This window comes from Enterobacter sp. MALB-1, from assembly GCF_041021625.1.
Lineage (GTDB): Bacteria > Pseudomonadota > Gammaproteobacteria > Enterobacterales > Enterobacteriaceae > Enterobacter > Enterobacter oligotrophicus.
Window position 1 is genome coordinate 3,576,005 of record NZ_JBDPJL010000001.1, and the last position, 20,018, is coordinate 3,596,022.

Annotated in this window: 16 protein-coding genes; 4 read left to right on the top strand and 12 right to left on the bottom strand. The window is 53.2% G+C overall.

The features are described from left to right. Positions 1-34 precede the first annotated feature (34 nt). The 9 genes from bamA to rpsB all read right to left on the bottom strand — a co-directional run bounded on the left by bamA (position 35) and on the right by rpsB (position 10,248). Positions 35-2,446, bottom strand: a complete 2,412-nt coding sequence (gene bamA, locus ABGB15_RS17200) for an outer membrane protein assembly factor BamA (RefSeq protein ID WP_152083520.1) — start codon at positions 2,444-2,446, stop codon at positions 35-37. Between the two features lie 31 nt (positions 2,447-2,477). Further along, on the bottom strand, positions 2,478-3,830 hold the full coding sequence (gene rseP / locus ABGB15_RS17205) for a sigma E protease regulator RseP (protein WP_152083519.1): 1,353 nt from the start codon (positions 3,828-3,830) through the stop codon (positions 2,478-2,480). 11 nt (positions 3,831-3,841) lie between these two features. Then, positions 3,842-4,699, bottom strand: coding sequence for a phosphatidate cytidylyltransferase (cdsA, locus tag ABGB15_RS17210; protein ID WP_152083518.1), 858 nt, complete (start codon positions 4,697-4,699; stop codon positions 3,842-3,844). Positions 4,700-4,711: 12 nt separating this feature from the next. Beyond that, positions 4,712-5,470, bottom strand: a complete 759-nt coding sequence (ispU, locus tag ABGB15_RS17215) for a (2E,6E)-farnesyl-diphosphate-specific ditrans,polycis-undecaprenyl-diphosphate synthase (protein WP_152083517.1) — start codon at positions 5,468-5,470, stop codon at positions 4,712-4,714. Between the two features lie 186 nt (positions 5,471-5,656). Beyond that, a complete protein-coding gene (gene ispC / locus ABGB15_RS17220; RefSeq protein WP_152083516.1) occupies positions 5,657-6,856 on the bottom strand; it encodes a 1-deoxy-D-xylulose-5-phosphate reductoisomerase in 1,200 nt (399 codons plus the stop codon). Between the two features lie 96 nt (positions 6,857-6,952). Next, positions 6,953-7,510 carry a ribosome recycling factor gene (gene frr / locus ABGB15_RS17225; protein ID WP_152083515.1) on the bottom strand — a complete coding sequence of 186 codons (558 nt, stop codon included), beginning with the start codon at positions 7,508-7,510 and terminating at the stop codon, positions 6,953-6,955. A 167-nt stretch (positions 7,511-7,677) separates the two neighbouring features. Continuing rightward, positions 7,678-8,403 carry a UMP kinase gene (gene pyrH / locus ABGB15_RS17230; RefSeq protein WP_000224567.1) on the bottom strand — a complete coding sequence of 242 codons (726 nt, stop codon included), beginning with the start codon at positions 8,401-8,403 and terminating at the stop codon, positions 7,678-7,680. Positions 8,404-8,553: 150 nt separating this feature from the next. Beyond that, a complete protein-coding gene (gene tsf / locus ABGB15_RS17235; protein ID WP_152083514.1) occupies positions 8,554-9,405 on the bottom strand; it encodes a translation elongation factor Ts in 852 nt (283 codons plus the stop codon). Positions 9,406-9,522: 117 nt separating this feature from the next. Further along, positions 9,523-10,248 (bottom strand): 30S ribosomal protein S2, encoded by a 726-nt coding sequence (rpsB, locus tag ABGB15_RS17240; RefSeq protein ID WP_003856207.1) that lies wholly within the window; start codon positions 10,246-10,248, stop codon positions 9,523-9,525. 321 nt (positions 10,249-10,569) lie between these two features. Here rpsB and map point away from each other — a divergent pair, with 321 nt between their 5' ends. The 4 genes from map (at position 10,570) to ABGB15_RS17260 (ending at position 15,458) form a co-directional block, all read left to right on the top strand. Beyond that, positions 10,570-11,364: a type I methionyl aminopeptidase gene (gene map, locus ABGB15_RS17245; RefSeq protein WP_152083513.1), complete on the top strand. Its 795-nt coding sequence runs from the start codon at positions 10,570-10,572 to the stop codon at positions 11,362-11,364. Between the two features lie 62 nt (positions 11,365-11,426). Beyond that, entirely contained in the window at positions 11,427-14,102 is a 2,676-nt protein-coding gene (gene glnD, locus ABGB15_RS17250) for a bifunctional uridylyltransferase/uridylyl-removing protein GlnD (RefSeq protein WP_215723282.1), read from the top strand. 30 nt (positions 14,103-14,132) lie between these two features. After that, entirely contained in the window at positions 14,133-14,957 is an 825-nt protein-coding gene (gene dapD / locus ABGB15_RS17255; RefSeq protein WP_152083511.1) for a 2,3,4,5-tetrahydropyridine-2,6-dicarboxylate N-succinyltransferase, read from the top strand. 111 nt (positions 14,958-15,068) lie between these two features. Further along, complete coding sequence (locus ABGB15_RS17260; protein WP_008501916.1) at positions 15,069-15,458, top strand: DUF3461 family protein; 390 nt, start codon at positions 15,069-15,071, stop codon at positions 15,456-15,458. A gap of 89 nt (positions 15,459-15,547) precedes the next feature. On the opposite strand, the gene cdaR is transcribed toward ABGB15_RS17260, so the two are convergent. From cdaR to dgt, 3 genes are all read right to left on the bottom strand, one after another. Further along, on the bottom strand, positions 15,548-16,705 hold the full coding sequence (cdaR, locus tag ABGB15_RS17265) for a DNA-binding transcriptional regulator CdaR (protein ID WP_152083510.1): 1,158 nt from the start codon (positions 16,703-16,705) through the stop codon (positions 15,548-15,550). Between the two features lie 153 nt (positions 16,706-16,858). Next, positions 16,859-18,301: a serine endoprotease DegP gene (gene degP, locus ABGB15_RS17270; RefSeq protein ID WP_152083509.1), complete on the bottom strand. Its 1,443-nt coding sequence runs from the start codon at positions 18,299-18,301 to the stop codon at positions 16,859-16,861. Positions 18,302-18,432: 131 nt separating this feature from the next. Beyond that, positions 18,433-19,947, bottom strand: a complete 1,515-nt coding sequence (gene dgt / locus ABGB15_RS17275) for a dGTPase (protein ID WP_215723283.1) — start codon at positions 19,945-19,947, stop codon at positions 18,433-18,435. Between the last annotated feature and the right edge of the window lie 71 nt (positions 19,948-20,018).

The following is a 20,018-nucleotide window of genomic DNA, read 5'->3' on the forward strand; positions in this document are numbered from 1 at the left end:
CTACACTGCCAACGCATTCCATTGCAGCGGATTATTACCAGGTTTTACCAATGTTAAACTGGAACTGCTCCGCTTTGTCTCCATCGTATTTCTTAAACGGCTGGGCGTAAGAGAAGACCAACGGCCCCAGCGGTGACATCCATTGTAATGCGATACCTGCAGACATGCGAATATTGCCTGGATCGCTGTAGTCTGGAATATCGCTCGGCATACCTGTGGTGCTCCAGTTGGTATCCCACACCGTACCGGCATCCATAAAGAACGAGGTACGGACAGAGTTCGCATACTTGTCGCTGATAAACGGCGTAGGCGTGATGAACTCCAGGCTCGCCACGGCCATGGCGTTACCGCCTACAGCATCATCAGAGCTACATACTTGTTTTGGATCACGGCTTGCGCAGTTATCTTCGTCATTACCACCGTAATAAACCGCTTTCGGACCAATGTTATTGGACTGGAAGCCACGAACGGTGCTGGAACCACCCGCATAGAAGTTCTCATAGAACGGCAACTCTTTGCTGCCAATCCCATCACCATAGCCCCAACGGGTACGACCCAGAACAACCCACTTATGGTCATCATCAATCGGGAAGTAGGACGCGGTATCCAGCGTCACCTTGTAGAACTCGTTATCGGAACCCGGAATGGTCACTTTACCGTTCAGGTTGACACGCGAACCTTCCGTCGGGAAGTAGCCACGGTCAAGGCGGTTATACGTCCAGCCGTAGTTGAAGGTGAAGTCATCCGCAGCGAAACCGTTGTTGTCGCTGGACGTGCTCGCAGACTGGCCGATTGAGTCCAGGTAACGCCACATCGCCACCTGCGGTTGCATGTTGGACAGGTCGTTATGCACGTAACCCAGGCCCGCACGCAGGGTGTTGTATTCGTTAATCGGGAAGCCGAGCGTGCCATCTACACCGTAGCTCTTGTTGGTATAGGAGGACAGATCCGCGTCGTCTGCTTTAAAGTCGTTATAGAAGATACGACCGCCCAGGCTCACACCGTCAACGGTGAAGTATGGGTTAGTCACAGAGAACTCAGAATAGGTCTGGTAGTCGTTTTTCGTGCCGTTGATACCAACGGAGTAACCCGTACCCAGCCAGTTATCCTGCTGAACACCCACCTGGAAGCTCACGCCACTTTCAGTACCGTAACCTATACCAAAGTTGAAGCTACCGGTATTACGCTCTTTCACTTTATAAACGACATCAACCTGATCCGGGCTGCCTGGTACACGCTGTGTATCGGTATCGACCGTTTCAAAGTAGCCCAGACGGTTCAGACGCTCTTTACCCTGGTCTACCAGGTCACTACCCAGCCACGCCCCTTCCATCTGACGCATTTCGCGGCGCAGAACGGAATCTTTAGAGGTATCGTTACCTTCGAAGCGAATCTTACGCACATAGAAACGGTTGCCCGCATCAACGTTAACGTGCAGCTTAACGGTTTTATCCGTATCGTTGATTTCCGGCTGAGTTTGTACACGCGGATACGCATAACCATAACGGCCGAGCAGCTTCTTAATGCTGTCTTCCATTTTGGTCACTTTAGAGCCGCTATAGAGATCGCCCGGCTGAATTTTTGTCAGCGATTCGATCTCAGCAGAGTGCCCCGCCAGATTTCCACTTACTTCAACACCCGAGAGCTTGTACTGATCGCCTTCAGTGATGTTAATCGTAATGTAGATCCCTTTCTTGTCCGGAGTCAGACTTACCTGGGTCGAATCGATATTAAAACGAGCGTAACCGCGATCCAGATAGTAACTGCGCAGGGTTTCAAGGTCGCCTGCCAGCTTCTGCTTCTGATATTTGCGATCGCCGACAACGTTCCACCATGGCACTTCGTCACGAAGCTGGAAGGTTGAGATCAGCTCGTCGGTGCTGAACGCGTGGTTACCCACAATGTTGATCTGTTGGATCTTCGCAGAAACACCTTCCTGGAAGACCAGTTTCAGGTCAACACGGTTACGTGGCAGCGGCGTCACCACCGCTTTCACGCTGGCGCTGTATTTACCGACGCTGTAATAGAAGTCTTCCAGACCTTTTTCAATGTCTGAAAGGGTTGTGCGGTCCAGTGATTCCCCCACACGAACGCCAGAGGCTTCAAGATTCTGCTTGAGCATGTCATCTTTCACCGACTTGTTGCCGGAGAAAGTGATACTGGCGATCGTTGGACGTTCTTTTACCTGAACCAGCAGCGTATCACCATCGCGCAGGACGCGGACGTCCTCAAAGTTGCCAGTGGCAAACAGAGCGCGGATGGTGTTACTGATATCATCATCATTGACCGTATCGCCAGGGCGCACAGGCATACTGAGGAGGGCCGCACCAACGGCGACACGCTGAAGGCCTTCGAAATGAATATCTTTCACTACGAACCCGTCAGCACCGTATACGGTGGCGCTGCTAAACAGCAGCGACGCTATGAGCAACTTTTTCATCGCCATCGTTATTATGCGTTCTTCCTAACTAACTCTCTTACAACCGAGAGAAATCATTGAAAAGTGCAAGCCCCATTAACAGCACCAGCAAAATCGAGCCGATGCGATAACTAAAGTCTTGAACTCGCTCGGATACCGGTCCGCCTTTTAGCTTTTCAATCGCTAAAAACAGCAGATGGCCCCCGTCTAATACGGGAAGCGGGAACAGGTTGATTATCCCCAGGTTCACGCTAATCAGCGCGAGGAACATGAGATAGTAAATCACCCCGAATTCCGCTGACATCCCAGCCCCCTGAGCAATCGAGATAGGCCCACTGAGGTTGTTCAGTTTCACATCACCGGTTATCAATTTCCCCAACATGTTGACCGTTAGCTTCATCAGTTGCCATGTTTTATCCGTGGCTTCAAGGATGGCGCTAAACGGCCCATACTGGCGTATTGTCTTGTACTCATCAGGCAGAGGGATCACTTTCGGCACTACACCTGCAAACCCTTCCGCCTTGCCGCTGCCCGATTTGGTATCCGGTATCAGCGTCAGCGAGAGCGGGCTCCCCTGCCGTTCCACTTCCAGCGCGAGTGACGTACCCGGATTATCGCGCACCAGAGTAACAAAGGTCATCCACTGTGTTAATGGCTGACCATCGACTTTAACGATCCTGTCGCCTGCTTGCAAACCTGCTTTGCTCGCCGCCGAATTTGCCTGTACTTCGGCGAGCACCGGTTCGATCTGCGCACCGCGCGGTCGAATCCCCAGTGCAGAAACAGGGTCCTCTTTGTCAGGCTCGAAACTCCAGTGACGTAAATCCAGCACTTTTTCCTGCCGCTGGTCAGATCCAAACGGCGACACGCTGACAGTCGTCTGCTCATCGCCGATTTTAGCGACCAGTTGCAATCGCACGGCATCCCAATCAGGGGTTTCGATACCATCAATCGCTTTAAGTTCCATTCCCGGTGTAATTTGCGCACTTGCCGCGATGGAGTCAGGGGTAATTTCACCCACAACCGGGCGTACGCCAGGCACGCCGATGATAAACACCAGCCAGTAGGCAAAGATAGCGAAAATGAAATTGGCTACCGGGCCGGCAGCAATGATAGCAGCACGTTGTCCAACCGTTTTGTTGTTAAACGCACTGTGTCGGAGTTCCGGGGCGACTGGCTCGACGCGCTCATCGAGCATTTTGACATAGCCGCCCAGTGGTATCAGGGCAATGACAAACTCGGTGCCATGCTTGTCGGTGCGCGTCCAGAGCGACTTACCAAAACCGATGGAGAATCGCTCCACCCGCACACCGCAACGCCGGGCAACCCAGAAATGGCCAAATTCATGCACGGTAATCAGTACACCCAGTGCAACAATGAACGCCGCCAGATTCCAGAGAATGCTCAGCATAAAACCTTCCGTTAAATCGTCCCGAATACCAGTAAAAGCAGACAAGCAAACACTGGAACAGCCGCTGTCAGGCTGTCAATGCGATCCAGTATTCCGCCGTGCCCTGGAATAAGGTGACCACTGTCTTTAATCCCTGCTTCACGCTTAAACATACTCTCGGTTAAATCACCCAGTACCGATGCCAGCGCAGCGAAAATCGAGCATACCAGCAGCGTTGACGGTGCAACCTCAAGATTCGCCCAGACGCCATAGCCCCAGGAGATGATCGCCGCCGTAAACAGGCCACCAATGAACCCTTGCCAGGTTTTGCCCGGAGAAACCTTCGGTGCCAGTTTATGTTTGCCGAACAGTTTACCAAACATATAGGCCCCTGAGTCAGCCCCCCAGACGAGAATCATCACATAAAGCAGCCATAACGCACCGCTGTAATGGTTATCGTCGTAGTGCCAGGCGCGTAGCGCGAGCATACCCCAGAAAAAAGGAACAATTGTGAGCAGGCCAAAAATAAGGCGCAACACTTTTGAATTACGCCATATCGCCGCAGAACCTGGATAAAAAAGCACCAGTAAAAGCGCGACAACCCACCAGACCAGCGAGATCCATAAGGAGCCTGCAACCAGCGGCTGGTGAATATCATGGTGATATTCAGGCAAGGTAAACAGCATCAGGGCCAGTAAAAAGCCACAGAGTACCGCCAGCCATACCCGCTGTGTGCGCGACGTAAAGCCGCTAAGCTGTCCCCATTCCCACGCGGCAAGCATACACACCACCAGCGTAACGATAGCAAATCCCACCGGGGGCAGTAAAAACAGCGCCGCTATGACAATGGGTATTAATACAAAAGCGGAAATCAGGCGATACTTCAGCAAAAGCTACCCCCATCAGGCGTTGTCGCCACCTGGCTCGGTGCCGCCGAAACGACGCTCTCGATTGGCAAAGGCATGCAGCGCACCTTCAAAGTCTTGTTCATCAAAATCGGGCCAAAGAACATCAGTAAAGTAAAGTTCGGCGTAGGCGATTTGCCAAAGCAAAAAGTTACTTATGCGGTGTTCTCCCCCTGTCCTAATTACCAAATCCACAGGTGCCAGTTCATTCATGCAGATTTGCTGACTCAGCGCCTCTTCATCAATCTGGTCGGGTCTCAACAGCCCTTCCTGAACCTGTTCGGCCAGATGCCGAACGCCCTGGATAATATCCCAGCGTCCGCCGTAATTCGCCGCGATATTGAGCGTCAGACCGGTATTGTTTTCCGTCAGCGCTTCTGCTTTACGAATTCGTTCCTGCAAACGTGAGTTAAAACGACTGGTTTCGCCAATAATACGCAGGCGGACATTGTGGCGGTGCAGGCTTTTTACTTCGCTGTCGAGCGCCCACACAAACAGTTCCATCAGCGCCGTCACTTCCTGCGCAGGTCGATTCCAGTTTTCACTGCTAAAAGCATAGAGCGTTAACGCATCAATGCCGTTATTGGCGGCAAAAGAAACAGCGCGGCGCACAGATTTCGCCCCAGCTTTATGCCCAAAGGCTCGTATCTTCCCTTGTCTTTTCGCCCAGCGGCCATTGCCATCCATGATGATTGCTACATGGCGACAGCCATGTGCTGGCAAGTTTTCGCTCATTGGTTGATTCGCAGACAACATAACGCGTTTTTAGTCCCTGAAAAGGATGTAACGGTACTCAGGAATACTGAAGCCTATACATAAAAAAGCCGTGTCAAACCACGGCTTACCTGACCACACAAAGTCAAATACCTGCGATCAGGTGGCGCAGACTATATCACTGAAGCCCAACGCTAACAAATAGCACGACCACTAGTGCTTGCTTTATCACCAGCTTGCGAGACGTGTCACCTGTTTCCGCGCAACAATGCGCGCCTCTTTATCCACCGCCAGCACCTCTTCCACACTTTGTGGTTCACGCAAATCCATCATCTCCAGCACCGACAGGTTCAGCGCAGCGATGTCGGTGAAGCGGATCTGCTGTTGAAGAAATGCCTCAACGGTAATTTCATTGGCCGCATTGAGTGCCGTCGTCGCCGCTTGCCCCTGATCAAAGGCCGTCATCGCAAGTTTCAGGCACGGATAACGGTCGTAGTCAGGTTCGCTAAAGGTCAGTGAACTCAGCTTGCAAAAATCGAGCGGTTTCACACCAGACTTTACGCGATTCGGCCACGCCATGGCGTGCGCGATTGGCGTGCGCATATCCGGTTCGCCCAGTTGTGCAAGCACGCTGCCATCCTGATAGCGCACCATAGAGTGAATCACCGATTGCGGGTGGATCAGCACTTCCATCTGTTTCGCTGACGCATTAAACAGCCAGCGCGCTTCAATGTATTCCAGACCTTTGTTCATCATGGTGGCTGAATCGACGGAGATCTTACGCCCCATCGACCAGTTCGGGTGACGGCACGCCTGATCCGGCGTCATTGCGCTCAGTTCAGACAGTGGCGTTTCACGGAACGGGCCACCAGACCCGGTAAGCAGAATCGACACGACGCCATTCTGCTCCAGGTCAGCGTACCCCAGGTTCTGTTGAAAAGGTTGCGGTAAACTCTGAAAAATCGCGTTATGTTCGCTATCTACCGGCAAAAGACGCGCTCCGCGCTGTTTGACCGCGTCCATGAACAGGCGTCCACAGGTCACCAGAGACTCTTTATTCGCCAGTAATACCGTTTTACCGGCATCAATAGCTGCAAGCGTCGGCAGAAGCCCTGCCGCTCCGACGATGGCCGCCATCACCTGATCCACTTCAGCCAGTGCCGCCATGTCACAGGCCGCCTGCTGCCCGCTCATTACCTCGGTGCGGCAGCCCTTCTCCTGCAGCAACGCTTTCACCTGGCGAGCACTCACTTCATCATCCATCACCGCAAAGCGAGGCGTAAACTCCAGACATTGCTCAACCATGCGCTGCACGTTCTTTCCGGCCACGAGAGCAGTCACGGTGTAGCTGTCAGGATTATGGCGAACCACGTCGAGGGTGCTGCAACCGATCGAGCCGGTTGAGCCAAGGAGTGTTAAATGCTTCATGAGATGCCCGGAAAAAGTTAGACCCGATAAAAGCAAAACGCCGCCAGTAAGACATCATGTCCTTCTGAACGGCGTTTTATCAGTGTACGACAGAAATCAGAACTGCATCAGTTCCGCTTCTTTCTCTGCCAGCGCCGCGTCAATTTTCTTGATCGCAGCGTCAGTCATTTTCTGTACGTCGTCCTGAGAACGACGGTCATCATCTTCACTGATCTCTTTTTCTTTCAGCAGGGCTTTTACTTTATCGTTCGCATCACGACGCACGTTACGCACGGAAACGCGACCCTGCTCAGCTTCACCACGCACCACTTTGATGAGATCTTTACGACGCTCTTCGGTCAGTGGCGGCAGCGGAACGCGGATGTCAGCACCCGCAGAGCTTGGGTTCAGACCCAGGTCAGACGCCATGATCGCTTTTTCAACGGCCGGGCTCATGGAGCGATCGAATACGTTGATTTTCAGCGTGCGGGTATCTTCTACCGTCACGCTCGCCAGCTGACGCAGAGGTGTTGGCGTACCGTAGTATTCCACGATGATGCCATCCAGCAGGCTTGGAGAAGCACGGCCAGTACGGATTTTGCTGATTTGGTTTTTGAACGCTTCTACGCATTTTTCCATGCGTACTTCAGCATCTTTTCTGATGTCGTTAATCACGTTACGAATCCTTGAAAACTTGTCTCAGGCAGACTATCCGCCAGCACAGCGCTACAGGTGTGCTAAGTATAGTCGCGTTTAATTCATGACAACGCCAAAGGCGCGTCCGGGTAAGATACCACTACAAAATAAAGCGGAATCTTACCTGTATTTATCGCCGACGGAAATTATTCCGTGATCAAAGTGCCTTCTTTTTCGCCCATAACGACGCGACGCAGCGCACCAGGCTTGTTCATGTTGAAGACACGGATCGGCAGTTTGTGGTCACGAGCCAGCGTGAAGGCGGCAAGATCCATCACTTTCAGCTCTTTATCCAGCACTTCGCTATAGGTCAGCTGATCGTACATGGTCGCAGAAGGATCTTTTGCCGGATCGGCCGTAAACACGCCGTCGACTTTGGTCGCTTTCAGCACCACGTCGGCTTCGATTTCGATACCGCGCAGGCAGGCAGCGGAATCGGTGGTAAAGAACGGGTTACCCGTACCGGCGGAGAGGATCACCACGCGGTTGTTGCGCAGCAGGCTGATAGCCTCTGCCCAGCTGTAGTTATCGCATACGCCATTCAGAGGAATAGCGGACATCAGGCGAGCGTTGACATAGGCACGATGCAGCGCATCACGCATGGCCAGGCCATTCATTACGGTTGCCAGCATACCCATGTGGTCGCCCACAACGCGGTTCATCCCCGCTTTCGCCAGACCAGCACCACGGAAAAGGTTGCCACCGCCAATGACCACGCCAACCTGGATACCCAGTTCGACCAGTTCTTTGATTTCCTGTGCCATGCGGTCAAGGATGCTTGCGTCAATACCGAAGCCTTCCGTTCCCTGCAGCGCTTCGCCACTCAGCTTAAGCAGAATGCGTTTGTACACGGGTTTTGCATTGGTAGCCATGTTTCTTTCCTGAGACTGTCAACGATTAAGATGGGGGTTAATTCTGGCGACATGATATGTCGCAAATCAGCACAGCGATACTGGAGCCTGTCTGATTTCGTCTGACGGGTGACAAAAAGAAGCCGCCCTCAGGCGGCTCCTTTTCACTCATTAAGACTGCTTGGACATTGCAGCAACTTCAGCTGCGAAGTCAGTCTCAACTTTCTCGATGCCTTCGCCCACTTCGAAGCGGATGAAGCCAGTGACGTCAGCGTTGTGCTCTTTCAGCAGCTGAGCAACAGACTTGCTTGGGTCCATAACGAAAGGCTGGCCAGTCAGAGAAACTTCGCCGGTGAATTTCTTCATGCGGCCTTCAACCATTTTCTCTGCGATTTCTTTAGGCTTACCAGACTGCATCGCGATGTCCAGCTGAACCTGGTACTCTTTCTCTACCACTTCAGCAGACACGTCTTCTGGCTTAACGAATTCTGGCTTGCTTGCAGCGATGTGCATTGCCAGTTGTTTAACCAGCTCTTCGTCAGCGCCTTTAGCCGCAACCAGAACACCGATACGCGCGCCGTGCTGGTAAGAGCCCAGAACGTCACCTTCCAGAGAAGATACGCGACGGATGTTGATGTTCTCACCAATTTTAGCAACCAGCGCAACACGTTCTTCTTCGAACTGTGCTTTCAGAACTTCAACGTCAGTGATTTTGCCCGCAACAGCGGCGTCCAGAACTTTGTTCGCAAATGCCTGGAAACCAGCATCTTTAGCAACGAAGTCAGTCTGGCAGTTAACTTCCAGAATGATGCCGTAGTTGCCGTTGATCTTGGTGATGATCACGCCGTCAGCAGCAACGTTGCCTGCTTTCTTAGCTGCTTTGATCGCACCGGATTTACGCATGTTTTCGATTGCCAGCTCAATGTCGCCGTTCGCTTCAGTCAGCGCTTTTTTGCAATCCATCATGCCTGCGCCAGTACGCTCACGCAGCTCTTTTACCAGGGATGCGGTAATTTCAGCCATTCTTAAATCCTCGGGAGATGTGAACTGCCCGGCCAGAAGCCAAACAGTATAAATTGAAAAAAGGGGCCGATAATGGGCCCCTATTCATACACGGTACTAATAAGGGGTAATACCTTATTATTCAGCTTCTACGAAACTTTCTTCCGCCTGAGAAGCCAGATCCTGGGAACGGCCTTCACGAACGGTAGCAGCTACAGCGCTCAGGTACAGGCTAACAGCACGGATTGCGTCGTCGTTACCCGGGATAACGAAGTCAACACCGTCCGGATCGGAGTTGGTATCAACGATAGCGAATACCGGGATACCCAGGTTGTTAGCTTCTTTGATTGCGATGTGCTCGTGGTCTGCATCGATAACGAACAGCGCGTCTGGCAGGCCGCCCATATCTTTGATACCGCCCAGGCTGTTTTCCAGCTTGTCCAGTTCACGAGTGCGCATCAGCGCTTCTTTCTTAGTCAGCTTGTCGAAAGTACCGTCCTGAGACTGGGTTTCCAGATCTTTCAGGCGCTTGATGGACTGACGAACAGTTTTCCAGTTGGTCAGCATGCCGCCCAACCAGCGATGGTTCACGAAGAACTGGTCGCAGCTGTTAGCAGCATCTTTCACAGCTTCGCTTGCAGCGCGCTTAGTACCAACGAACAGAATCTTACCTTTACGGGAAGAGATCTTGTTCAGCTCAGCCAGGGCTTCGTTGAACATTGGTACAGTTTTCTCAAGGTTGATGATGTGAACTTTGTTACGCGCGCCGAAGATGAAAGGCTTCATTTTCGGGTTCCAGTAACGGGTCTGGTGACCAAAGTGAACACCAGCCTTGAGCATGTCGCGCATGGAAACAGTTGCCATGTTTAAAACCTCTATAGTAAAAGTTGGGGTTATGCCTCCACGTATCCCATATTACCGACCCCAAAGGGCACCCCGGAATATGTGCCGATACGTGTGTGTTGTTACACAAAGTGAGATTTGTCGCTCCCGTCCAGCCTGTGTATTCGAGATGGATCGGAAGTCCGGCGCGCTTTATACCACAAAACACGGCCAGAAACCAATAATTGTTGGCGGTGTGTGCTGTTAATGATTCTCAATTTGGCACGGGGTGCGCCAGACTGATACCATTGACGATACTTAGACTAGTATTGTCGAAAAAATCGACACTGATGGACAGATTACATGGCTATCTCTATTAAGACCCCTGAAGAAATTGAAAAGATGCGCGTCGCCGGTCGTCTGGCCGCTGAAGTGCTGGAAATGATCGAACCGTTTGTGAAACCGGGCGTCAGCACCGGTGAACTGGATCGCATCTGTAACGACTATATCGTGAAAGAGCAGCACGCGGTTTCCGCCTGCCTCGGCTATCACGGCTTCCCGAAATCCGTCTGCATCTCCATTAATGAAGTGGTGTGTCACGGTATTCCGGACGACGAAAAACTGCTGAAAGATGGCGACATCGTCAACATCGACGTCACCGTCATTAAAGATGACTACCACGGTGACACCTCAAAGATGTTCATCGTCGGCAAGCCAACTATCCTGGGCGAGCGTCTGTGCAAAGTGACGCAAGAGAGCCTTTATCTGGCGCTGAAAATGGTCAAACCGGGCATCCGTCTGCGTACCCTCGGCGCGGCGATTCAGAAATTCGTTGAAGCGGAAGGTTTCTCCGTGGTGCGTGAGTACTGCGGTCACGGCATTGGCCGCGTCTTCCACGAAGAACCGCAGGTTCTGCACTACGATGCGGATGACGGTGGCGTGGTGCTGCAAAAAGGCATGACCTTCACCATCGAACCAATGGTGAACGCAGGTGATTACCGTATCCGCACCATGAAAGATGGCTGGACGGTGAAAACCAAAGACCGGAGCTTGTCTGCACAGTACGAGCATACTATTGTGGTAACAGACAACGGCTGCGAAATTATGACGTTGCGCAAGGATGACACCATCCCGGCGATACTGACGAACATTGAGTGATAAAAAGCCGGCGAATGCCGGCTTTTTTAATGGCGATAGCTTTTTCTTATGGGTGGCGCACGATGAGTAATCTTTTACCCGAACAGTATGCTAACACAGCCCTTCCCACCCTCCCCGATCAGCCCGACAACCCAGGCGTCTGGCCACCACATGAACTGACCTGCGCCCACATCAAAGCGCATATGGATATCTTCCAGCGCTGGCTGGGTAGCGCCTTTGATGCCGGTATTTCCGCTGAGCAGTTGATCGAAGCGCGTACAGAATTTATCGACCAGCTCCTGCAGCGTCTGTGGATTGATTACGGGTTCGGGCAGATTGGCGACATCGCGCTGGTCGCCGTCGGGGGCTATGGTCGCGGCGAGCTTCATCCCCTTTCCGACATCGATCTGCTGATTTTAAGCCGCAAAAAGCTGCCGGACGAACAAGCACAAAAGATTGGCGAACTGCTGACGCTGCTGTGGGACGTGAAGCTGGAAGTCGGCCACAGCGTGCGCACCCTGGAAGAGTGCCTGCTGGAAGGGTTATCTGACCTGACCGTTGCCACCAACCTCATTGAAACCCGCCTGCTGATTGGCGACGTGGCCCTGTTCCTTGAACTGCAAAAACATATCTTCAGCGACGGCTTCTGGCCGTCAGAAAAATTCTTCGCCGCAAAGGTCGAGGAGCAAAATCAGCGCCATCAGCGCTATCACGGCACCAGCTATAACCTTGAGCCGGATATCAAAAGCAGCCCCGGCGGTCTGCGCGACATCCACACCTTACAGTGGGTCGCCCGCCGCCACTTCGGCGCGACATCGCTCGATGAGATGGTCGGGTTTGGCTTCTTAACTGAGGCCGAACGCAACGAGCTAAACGAGTGTCTGCACCTGCTGTGGCGTATCCGGTTTGCCCTTCATCTGGAAGTCACGCGCTACGATAACCGCCTGCTGTTTGATCGCCAGCTCAGCGTGGCCCAGCGCCTCAACTATAGCGGTGAAGGCAACGAGCCGGTCGAGCACATGATGAAGGATTTCTTCCGTGTCACTCGTCGCGTCACCGAGCTGAACCAGATGCTGCTGCAACTGTTCGACGAAGCGATTCTGGCGCTGACGGCAGACGAAAAGCCGCGCCCCATTGATGACGAATTCCAGCTGCGCGGTACGCTTATCGACCTGCGCGACGAAACATTATTTATCCGCGAGCCGGAAGCGATCCTGCGGATGTTTTACACTATGGTTCGCAACAGCACGATCACCGGGATCTACTCCACCACCCTGCGCCATCTGCGCCATGCCCGCCGCCATCTGAAGCAGCCGCTATGCTATATCCCGGAAGCACGTTCTCTGTTTCTGAGTATGCTGCGCCATCCGGGAGCCGTCAGTCGTGGGCTGCTGCCCATGCACCGTCACAGCGTACTGTGGGCCTATATGCCGCAGTGGTCGCATATCGTCGGGCAGATGCAGTTCGATCTTTTCCACGCCTACACGGTAGATGAACACACGATCCGCGTCATGCTCAAGCTGGAAAGTTTTGCGAAAGAAGAGACGCGATCCCGCCATCCGCTGTGCGTGGAACTGTGGCCGCGCCTGGCTCACCCTGAGCTGATCCTGATTGCCGCCCTGTTCCACGACATCGCCAAAGGCCGCGGTGGCGACCACTCGGTGCTGGGTGCCCAGGACGTGCTGAAATTTGCCGAGCTGCACGGGCTGAACTCGCGCGAAACGCAACTGGTCGCCTGGCTGGTACGCCATCACCTGCTGATGTCAGTGACTGCACAGCGTCGTGATATTCAGGACCCGGAGGTGATCAAGCAGTTCGCCGAAGCGGTGCAAACGGAGAACCGCCTGCGCTACCTGGTGTGTCTGACGGTGGCCGATATCTGCGCCACCAACGAAACGCTGTGGAATAGCTGGAAGCAAAGCCTGCTGCGTGAACTCTACTTCGCAACGGAAAAACAGCTACGTCGCGGGATGCAGAACACCCCGGACATGCGCGAACGCGTGCGCCACCACCAGTTGCAGGCACTGGCACTGCTGCGGATGGATAATATTGATGAAGAGGCACTGCACCAGATTTGGGCGCGCTGTCGTGCTAACTACTTTGTGCGCCACAGCCCAAACCAGCTCGCCTGGCATGCACGGCATTTGCTCCAGCACGATCTGTCAAAGCCGATGATCCTGCTCAGCCCGCAGGCCACGCGCGGTGGGACGGAGATTTTCATCTGGAGCCCGGATCGGCCCTATCTGTTTGCTGCGGTGTGCGCCGAGCTGGACAGGCGTAACCTGAGCGTTCATGACGCGCAAATTTTCACCACCCGCGACGGCATGGCAATGGATACTTTTATTGTGCTGGAACCGGATGGCAGCCCGCTGTCGTCGGATCGCCATGAAGGGATACGCTTCGGTCTGGAACAGGCCATTACCCAGCGCAGCTGGCAGCCACCGCAGCCGCGCCGTCAACCGGCGAAATTGCGACACTTTACCGTCGATACTGAGGTCAATTTCCTGCCGACCCACACCGATCGTAAATCGTTCCTTGAGCTTATCGCACTTGACCAGCCAGGGCTGCTCGCCCGCGTCGGCCAGGTTTTTGCCGATCTGGGAATTTCGCTTCACGGTGCCCGAATTACAACCATTGGCGAGCGAGTAGAAGATTTATTTATAATCGCGACCGCCGACCGGCGTGCCCTTAATAATGACCTGCAACTTGAGGTGCAACAACGGTTGACAGCAGCCCTCAATCCAAACGATAAAGGGTGACGTGTTTTTTTGAAATGGAAAGAGTAAACAATGCAGCAGTTACAGAACGTTATTGAGTCCGCTTTTGAGCGTCGCGCCGAAATCACTCCGGCAAATGTGGATACCGTTACCCGTGAAGCCGTTAACCAGGTGATTTCTCTGCTGGATTCCGGCGCACTGCGTGTCGCAGAAAAAATTGACGGCCAGTGGGTGACTCATCAATGGCTGAAGAAAGCCGTGCTGCTCTCTTTCCGTATCAACGATAACCAGGTTATCGACGGAGCAGAAAGCCGCTACTTTGATAAAGTGCCAATGAAATTTGCAGACTACGACGACGCGCGTTTCCAGAAAGAAGGCTTCCGCGTGGTTCCCCCTGCGGCAGTGCGTCAGGGCGCATTCATCGCACGCAACACCGTGCTGATGCCATCTTACGTGAACATCGGTGCGTATGTAGACGAAGGCACCATGGTGGATACCTGGGCGACCGTCGGCTCTTGCGCGCAGATCGGTAAAAACGTTCACCTCTCCGGCGGCGTTGGCATCGGTGGCGTACTGGAACCACTGCAGGCTAACCCAACCATCATCGAAGATAACTGCTTCATCGGCGCACGCTCCGAAGTGGTTGAAGGCGTGATCGTTGAAGAAGGTTCCGTGATCTCCATGGGCGTTTACATCGGCCAGAGCACCCGTATCTACGATCGAGAAACCGGTGAAGTGCATTACGGTCGCGTACCGGCGGGTTCCGTTGTGGTTTCCGGCAACCTGCCGTCTAAAGATGGCAAATACAGCCTGTACTGTGCGGTCATCGTGAAGAAAGTCGATGCGAAAACCCGCGGCAAAGTGGGCATCAACGAGTTGCTGCGCACCATCGATTAATCGGGTATAACAAAAAGCGGGGGCAACCCCGCTTTTTTTGTATCTGAGGGTGGCGAAAATAGATTTTTTCGTTAATAATTCAAAGGTTATGTTGAGATCAAGGGTACCGCTATGTACGATAATCTGAAAAGTCTGGGCATTACCAATCCTGATGAGATTGATCGTTACAGCCTCCGTCAGGAAGCCAATAACGATATTTTGAAAATCTATTTTCACAAGGACAAAGGAGAGTTTTTCGCCAAGAGCGTGAAGTTTAAATACCCGCGCCAGCGTAAGACCGTCGTTGCTGACGGTGTCGGTCAGGGATACAAAGAAGTACAGGAAATCAGCCCTAACCTGCGCTATGTGATCGATGAACTCGATCAGATCTGCCAGCGCGATCGTACCGAAGTCGATCTCAAACGTAAGATCCTTGATGACTTGCGTCACCTGGAAAGCGTAGTCACCAATAAGATCAGCGAGATTGAAGCGGATCTTGAGAAATTGACGCGTAACAAATGATCCGTTTTATTGCCCGGTGGCGCTTCGCTTACCGGGCCTACGAACGCATGTAGGCCGGGTAAGGCGAAGCCGCCACCCGGCAAACAGCATCATCTCTGTTCATCCAGCTGCAACGCCACATACAGCAGTAGCCGGTCGTCAAAATTCCCTAAATCCAGCCCCGTCAGTTCCGAGATTCGGTTAAGCCGATATTCCAGCGTATTACGGTGGATAAACAGCGCCTTAGACGTCGCCAGCGGCTGCACGTTATGGCGGAACCACGCCTGCAACGTGCGGCGCAGCAGTCCGTTATTATCCATCGCTTTCAGGCGCACGAGCGGACGCGCCAGCTCGTTAGCCTGCCAGCCGCCGCGCAGGCTGTCGAGCAGTACCGGCAGCATCAGATCCTGATAGAAATAGCTGCGACTCTCCGGCATACGCTGTTTGCCCACCATCATGGTGGTACGTGCCGTGCGCCAGGAACGGGCAATACTGCCCGGTCCGGTAAAGTAATTTCCCAGCGCAACGCGAAAACGGAGCTGGCCGTTCTCTTTCATGCGGGAAATCAGTTGCTCCACACGCCGACGGTGATCTTCCGCATCCCAGCGGCCGAACGCGTTCAGCGCGGGTTTGAGCACCACCATTTCCGTCAGAGAAACTATCGCCACCAGGTTGTCGCGTTCCGGCGTCGCCAGCGCATTTTGCAGTTGCTGGAGCTCTGCCATCGCGCTGTCTACTCCCAGCTGACCGCTATCCACCTCAATCACGGCCACCACGCGAGGCTGATTCAGGTCGATCCCCAGCCGCTGCGCCCACTCGCTCAGGGCAGGTGTATGCTCTTCTGCCTGAATCAGGTTCATGACCAGCTCTTCACGAAGACGACTGTCCTGCGCCAGCAGGTGCATCAGGCGCGACTGCTCCAGCATCATTTCTGCCGTCATGCACACCAGTTCACCGTATTTACGCAACGATTCCGGCTCCCCGGTCAGGCCGATCACGCCGACAATTTCACCGTCGAGTCGGAGCGGTAAGTTAATGCCCTGCCGTACACCGTGAAGATGTTTTGCGACCGCATCATCAATGTCCACCACGCGTCCCTGGGAAAGCACCAGCAGCGCACCTTCGTGCAATTCCCCAATGCGTTCCCGATCGCCGCTACCGATAATGCGCCCGCGGGCATCCATTACGTTGATATTGGTATCGATGATGCGCATGGTACGCGCCACGATATCCTGCGCCATTTTGGTATCAAGATGCCAGCCAGCCATGTAACCCTCCTGTGAGCAGAGCTCAAGCATAGGGGAGTTCCATTACGGTCGCATTGTGCGGATGCACAAAGTCAGGGGGAGAAATATGGACTTGTGGAAAGGGTCACAGAAAAGAGAAAAGCCCCCACTCAGAACACGCGGGGGCTTCGGGGATTACTGCATCAGCAGGTAGATAGAGGTGTCACCACGCTGAATATTCAACGCCAGCACGGAAGGTTTGCTGTCGAGAATTTTGCGCAGTTCCGCGATGTTTTTCACTGGCTGCTGGTTAGCCCCCATGATCACATCACCTTTTTTCAGGCCGATACGGGCAGCAGGCGAATTCGCTTTCACGTTGTTCACCACCACACCTTTGTCCTGGCCTTTGTTACTCATCTCAGCGCCTTCAATACCGCTGAAGATGGTGCTGGAATCAACCTGATTCTGGCTGCTCTGCTGCAGTTCCAGGCTCACATTAACTGGCTTACCTTCACGCAGCAGGCCGAGAGTCACTTTACTGCCAATCGGCATAGAGCCCACTTCGGCACGCAGCGCGGCAAAGCTGCTGATCGGTTTACCGTTCAGGGAGGTGATCACATCACCCGCTTTAATCCCCGCTTTCGCCGCAGAGGAGTTCGGCATGACCTGGCTGACGAATGCCCCGCGCTGGGCGTCCACTTTCATCGCTTTCGCCAGTTCAGAGTTCAGCTCCGTTCCCAGGATACCCAGCTCACCACGTTTCACCTGGCCGTACTGCACCATCTGCGCGGTCAGGTTTTTCACCATATTACTTGGGATTGCAAAGCCGATACCGATGTTGCCGCCGTCCGGTGCCAGAATCGCGGTATTGATACCAATCAGTTCGCCGTTCAGGTTCACCAGCGCACCACCGGAGTTACCGCGGTTAATGGCTGCATCCGTCTGGATAAAGTTTTCGTAGTTCTCAGCGTTCAGGCCGCTACGACCCAGCGCAGAGACGATACCTGAGGTCACAGTTTCGCCCAGGCCGAACGGGTTTCCGATCGCCACGGTGTAGTCACCGACGCGCAGCGCATCAGAGTCGGCAAGTTTAATCGCCGTCAGGTTTTTCGGTTCCTGGATCTGGATCAGTGCGATATCAGAGCGCGGGTCTTTACCCACCACTTTAGCGTCAAATTTACGGCCATCGCTCAGCTGCACTTTAATGGTGCTGGCGTTATCCACAACGTGGTTGTTGGTCACAACATAGCCTTTTGCTGCATCGATAATGACACCCGAGCCAAGCGCCATGAATTTCTGTTGCTGGCCGCCGTTACCGCCCTGGCTGTCATCACCGGCACCACCGCCCTGACAGAATGGGGAACTCTGGAACGGTGAACCGTCCTGGCAGAACGGCGAGTTGTCGCCAAAGAACTGCTGGAAGTTACGCGGCATACGCGGCGTATTAACGGTCGTGCTACCCTCAACGTTGATACTCACCACCGATGGCATCACCTTTTCGAGCATCGGTGCCAGGCTTGGCATCTGCTGCGCGGTTGCTGCCGAAGACGCAGTCTCGGCTGCAGTAGCAGTCAGAGGAGACAGCGCTAAACCTAAACTCAGAGCCAGTGCACTCATTGCTAATGTGGTTTTTTTCATGTTTCTCAATCTCGATTTACTGATAACGCAAAATTGCTGTGTAACTCAGATTCATTTTATACCGCTTAGTTCCGGGATTAAGTTTATGGAAAAAGTAAAAATTTATTGGTCGTCTTTACAAAACTCCGCCTTTATTCAACGGCCATGAGCTTGCGGTATTCATCCCATGCATACAAATCAGTCATGCCGCTGATATAGTCCTGAATAAGGCGACAACGGTAATAATATTCCATCACCGGCCACTGAACCGCATGTCGCTCAATTTTGCTGATTGCTTCCACATAAGCCAGACGATGCCGGGTTGAAAGTTTTTGATACAGCCGGGATTCAATGGGCAGGCGGCGTACGCGTTCTTTTTCAACCAGCTCGCTGAACTCATCAACAGACAATTGCAGTAAAGGCCGATAAATTTCCAGCAGACCGCTGATGACCCGGTATCCCTGCAGCTCTAACTGTTCGACATCCGGATGGCTGAATACATGGCGCACGGCCACATTTTTATATAACTCAAGCAACTGACTAAAGCTGCTGTCATCTTCCAGCAGCGCGTGGTTAAATTCCCCACTGAAGATCATGGGTAAATTATCGATAAACCGCGCAGCCGCATAAGGCACCAGTTTATTGAGCGTATTAACCCGCAAATACATAAAGAACTGGTCTTCCGTACTGCGGCTCAGGGAATTTGAACGCGATTTATCCCAGGCATTTTCGACAACCTGAGAAAACAGCGACCCTTTTTCATGGCTGCCCCACGCATCATAAAGATGCTGGTAAAGTTCCTCGACGCTGAATATTCTTTTTTCAACGGCGTCTTCGAGATCTGCCACACAATAGGAAATATCATCGGCAGCTTCCATAATCCACGTCAATGGGAAACGGCCGTTTGGCGTCAGTGAAAGTTCTTTACGCAGCCGCTCAATATAGGCCTCTTCGGAAAGATAATATCCCGGCTTTTTCATCAAATAACTGTGTGTAGCGGGCGTTTCCCCCGTCCACCAGGCCGGTCGCGTATATTTCAGAATGCAGCCAACCTGCGCCCACGTCAGGTTCATACGCATCAGGGAGTGCACCAGCCGAATCCCCTGCGCATTCCCCTCGAAATGGCAAAGATCCTGACGTATCTTGCGACGCAAATCGTTCAGCCCCTCTTCACCTTCCCTCAGACGTAAATCCTGCACCACGCAGCGATCGTCGCTGAGCGGCTGGCTTATCGCATCAGAGGGGAAAAGCCGCTGTTTGAACCAGTCATTAATGGCGGCCTCGCCGAAATGCCCGAAAGGTGGATTGCCAATGTCATGCATCAGACAAGCCATCTCAACGATGCTCTCAAACGGCCCCGTCAGTTCGTCAAGACCGTAGGTTTCCAGCAACCGCTGCTCTTTAAGACGGCTTAAAATCTCTTTGGCAATATAACGCCCGACCTGCTGAACTTCCATCGAGTGGGTTAAGCGCGTGCGCACCGCCGCATTACGCTCCAGCGGAAAGACCTGGGTTTTTTGTTGTAAACGGCGGATCGCCGGAGAGTTGATAATGCGCCCGCGATCGCTTTCGAAAATACGCAGGATCTCATGTTCGCTCTTTTCACCCTGTGGCGAACGGAAACGACGATGCCAGTTAATTTTGGTGCGAAAATCGATTGGTGCCATGTGCTCCCCCGCGTGAGAATGCGTTTCCCCTTAACCGCATGATAGACTATGCATCTTAACAAGGCACATCG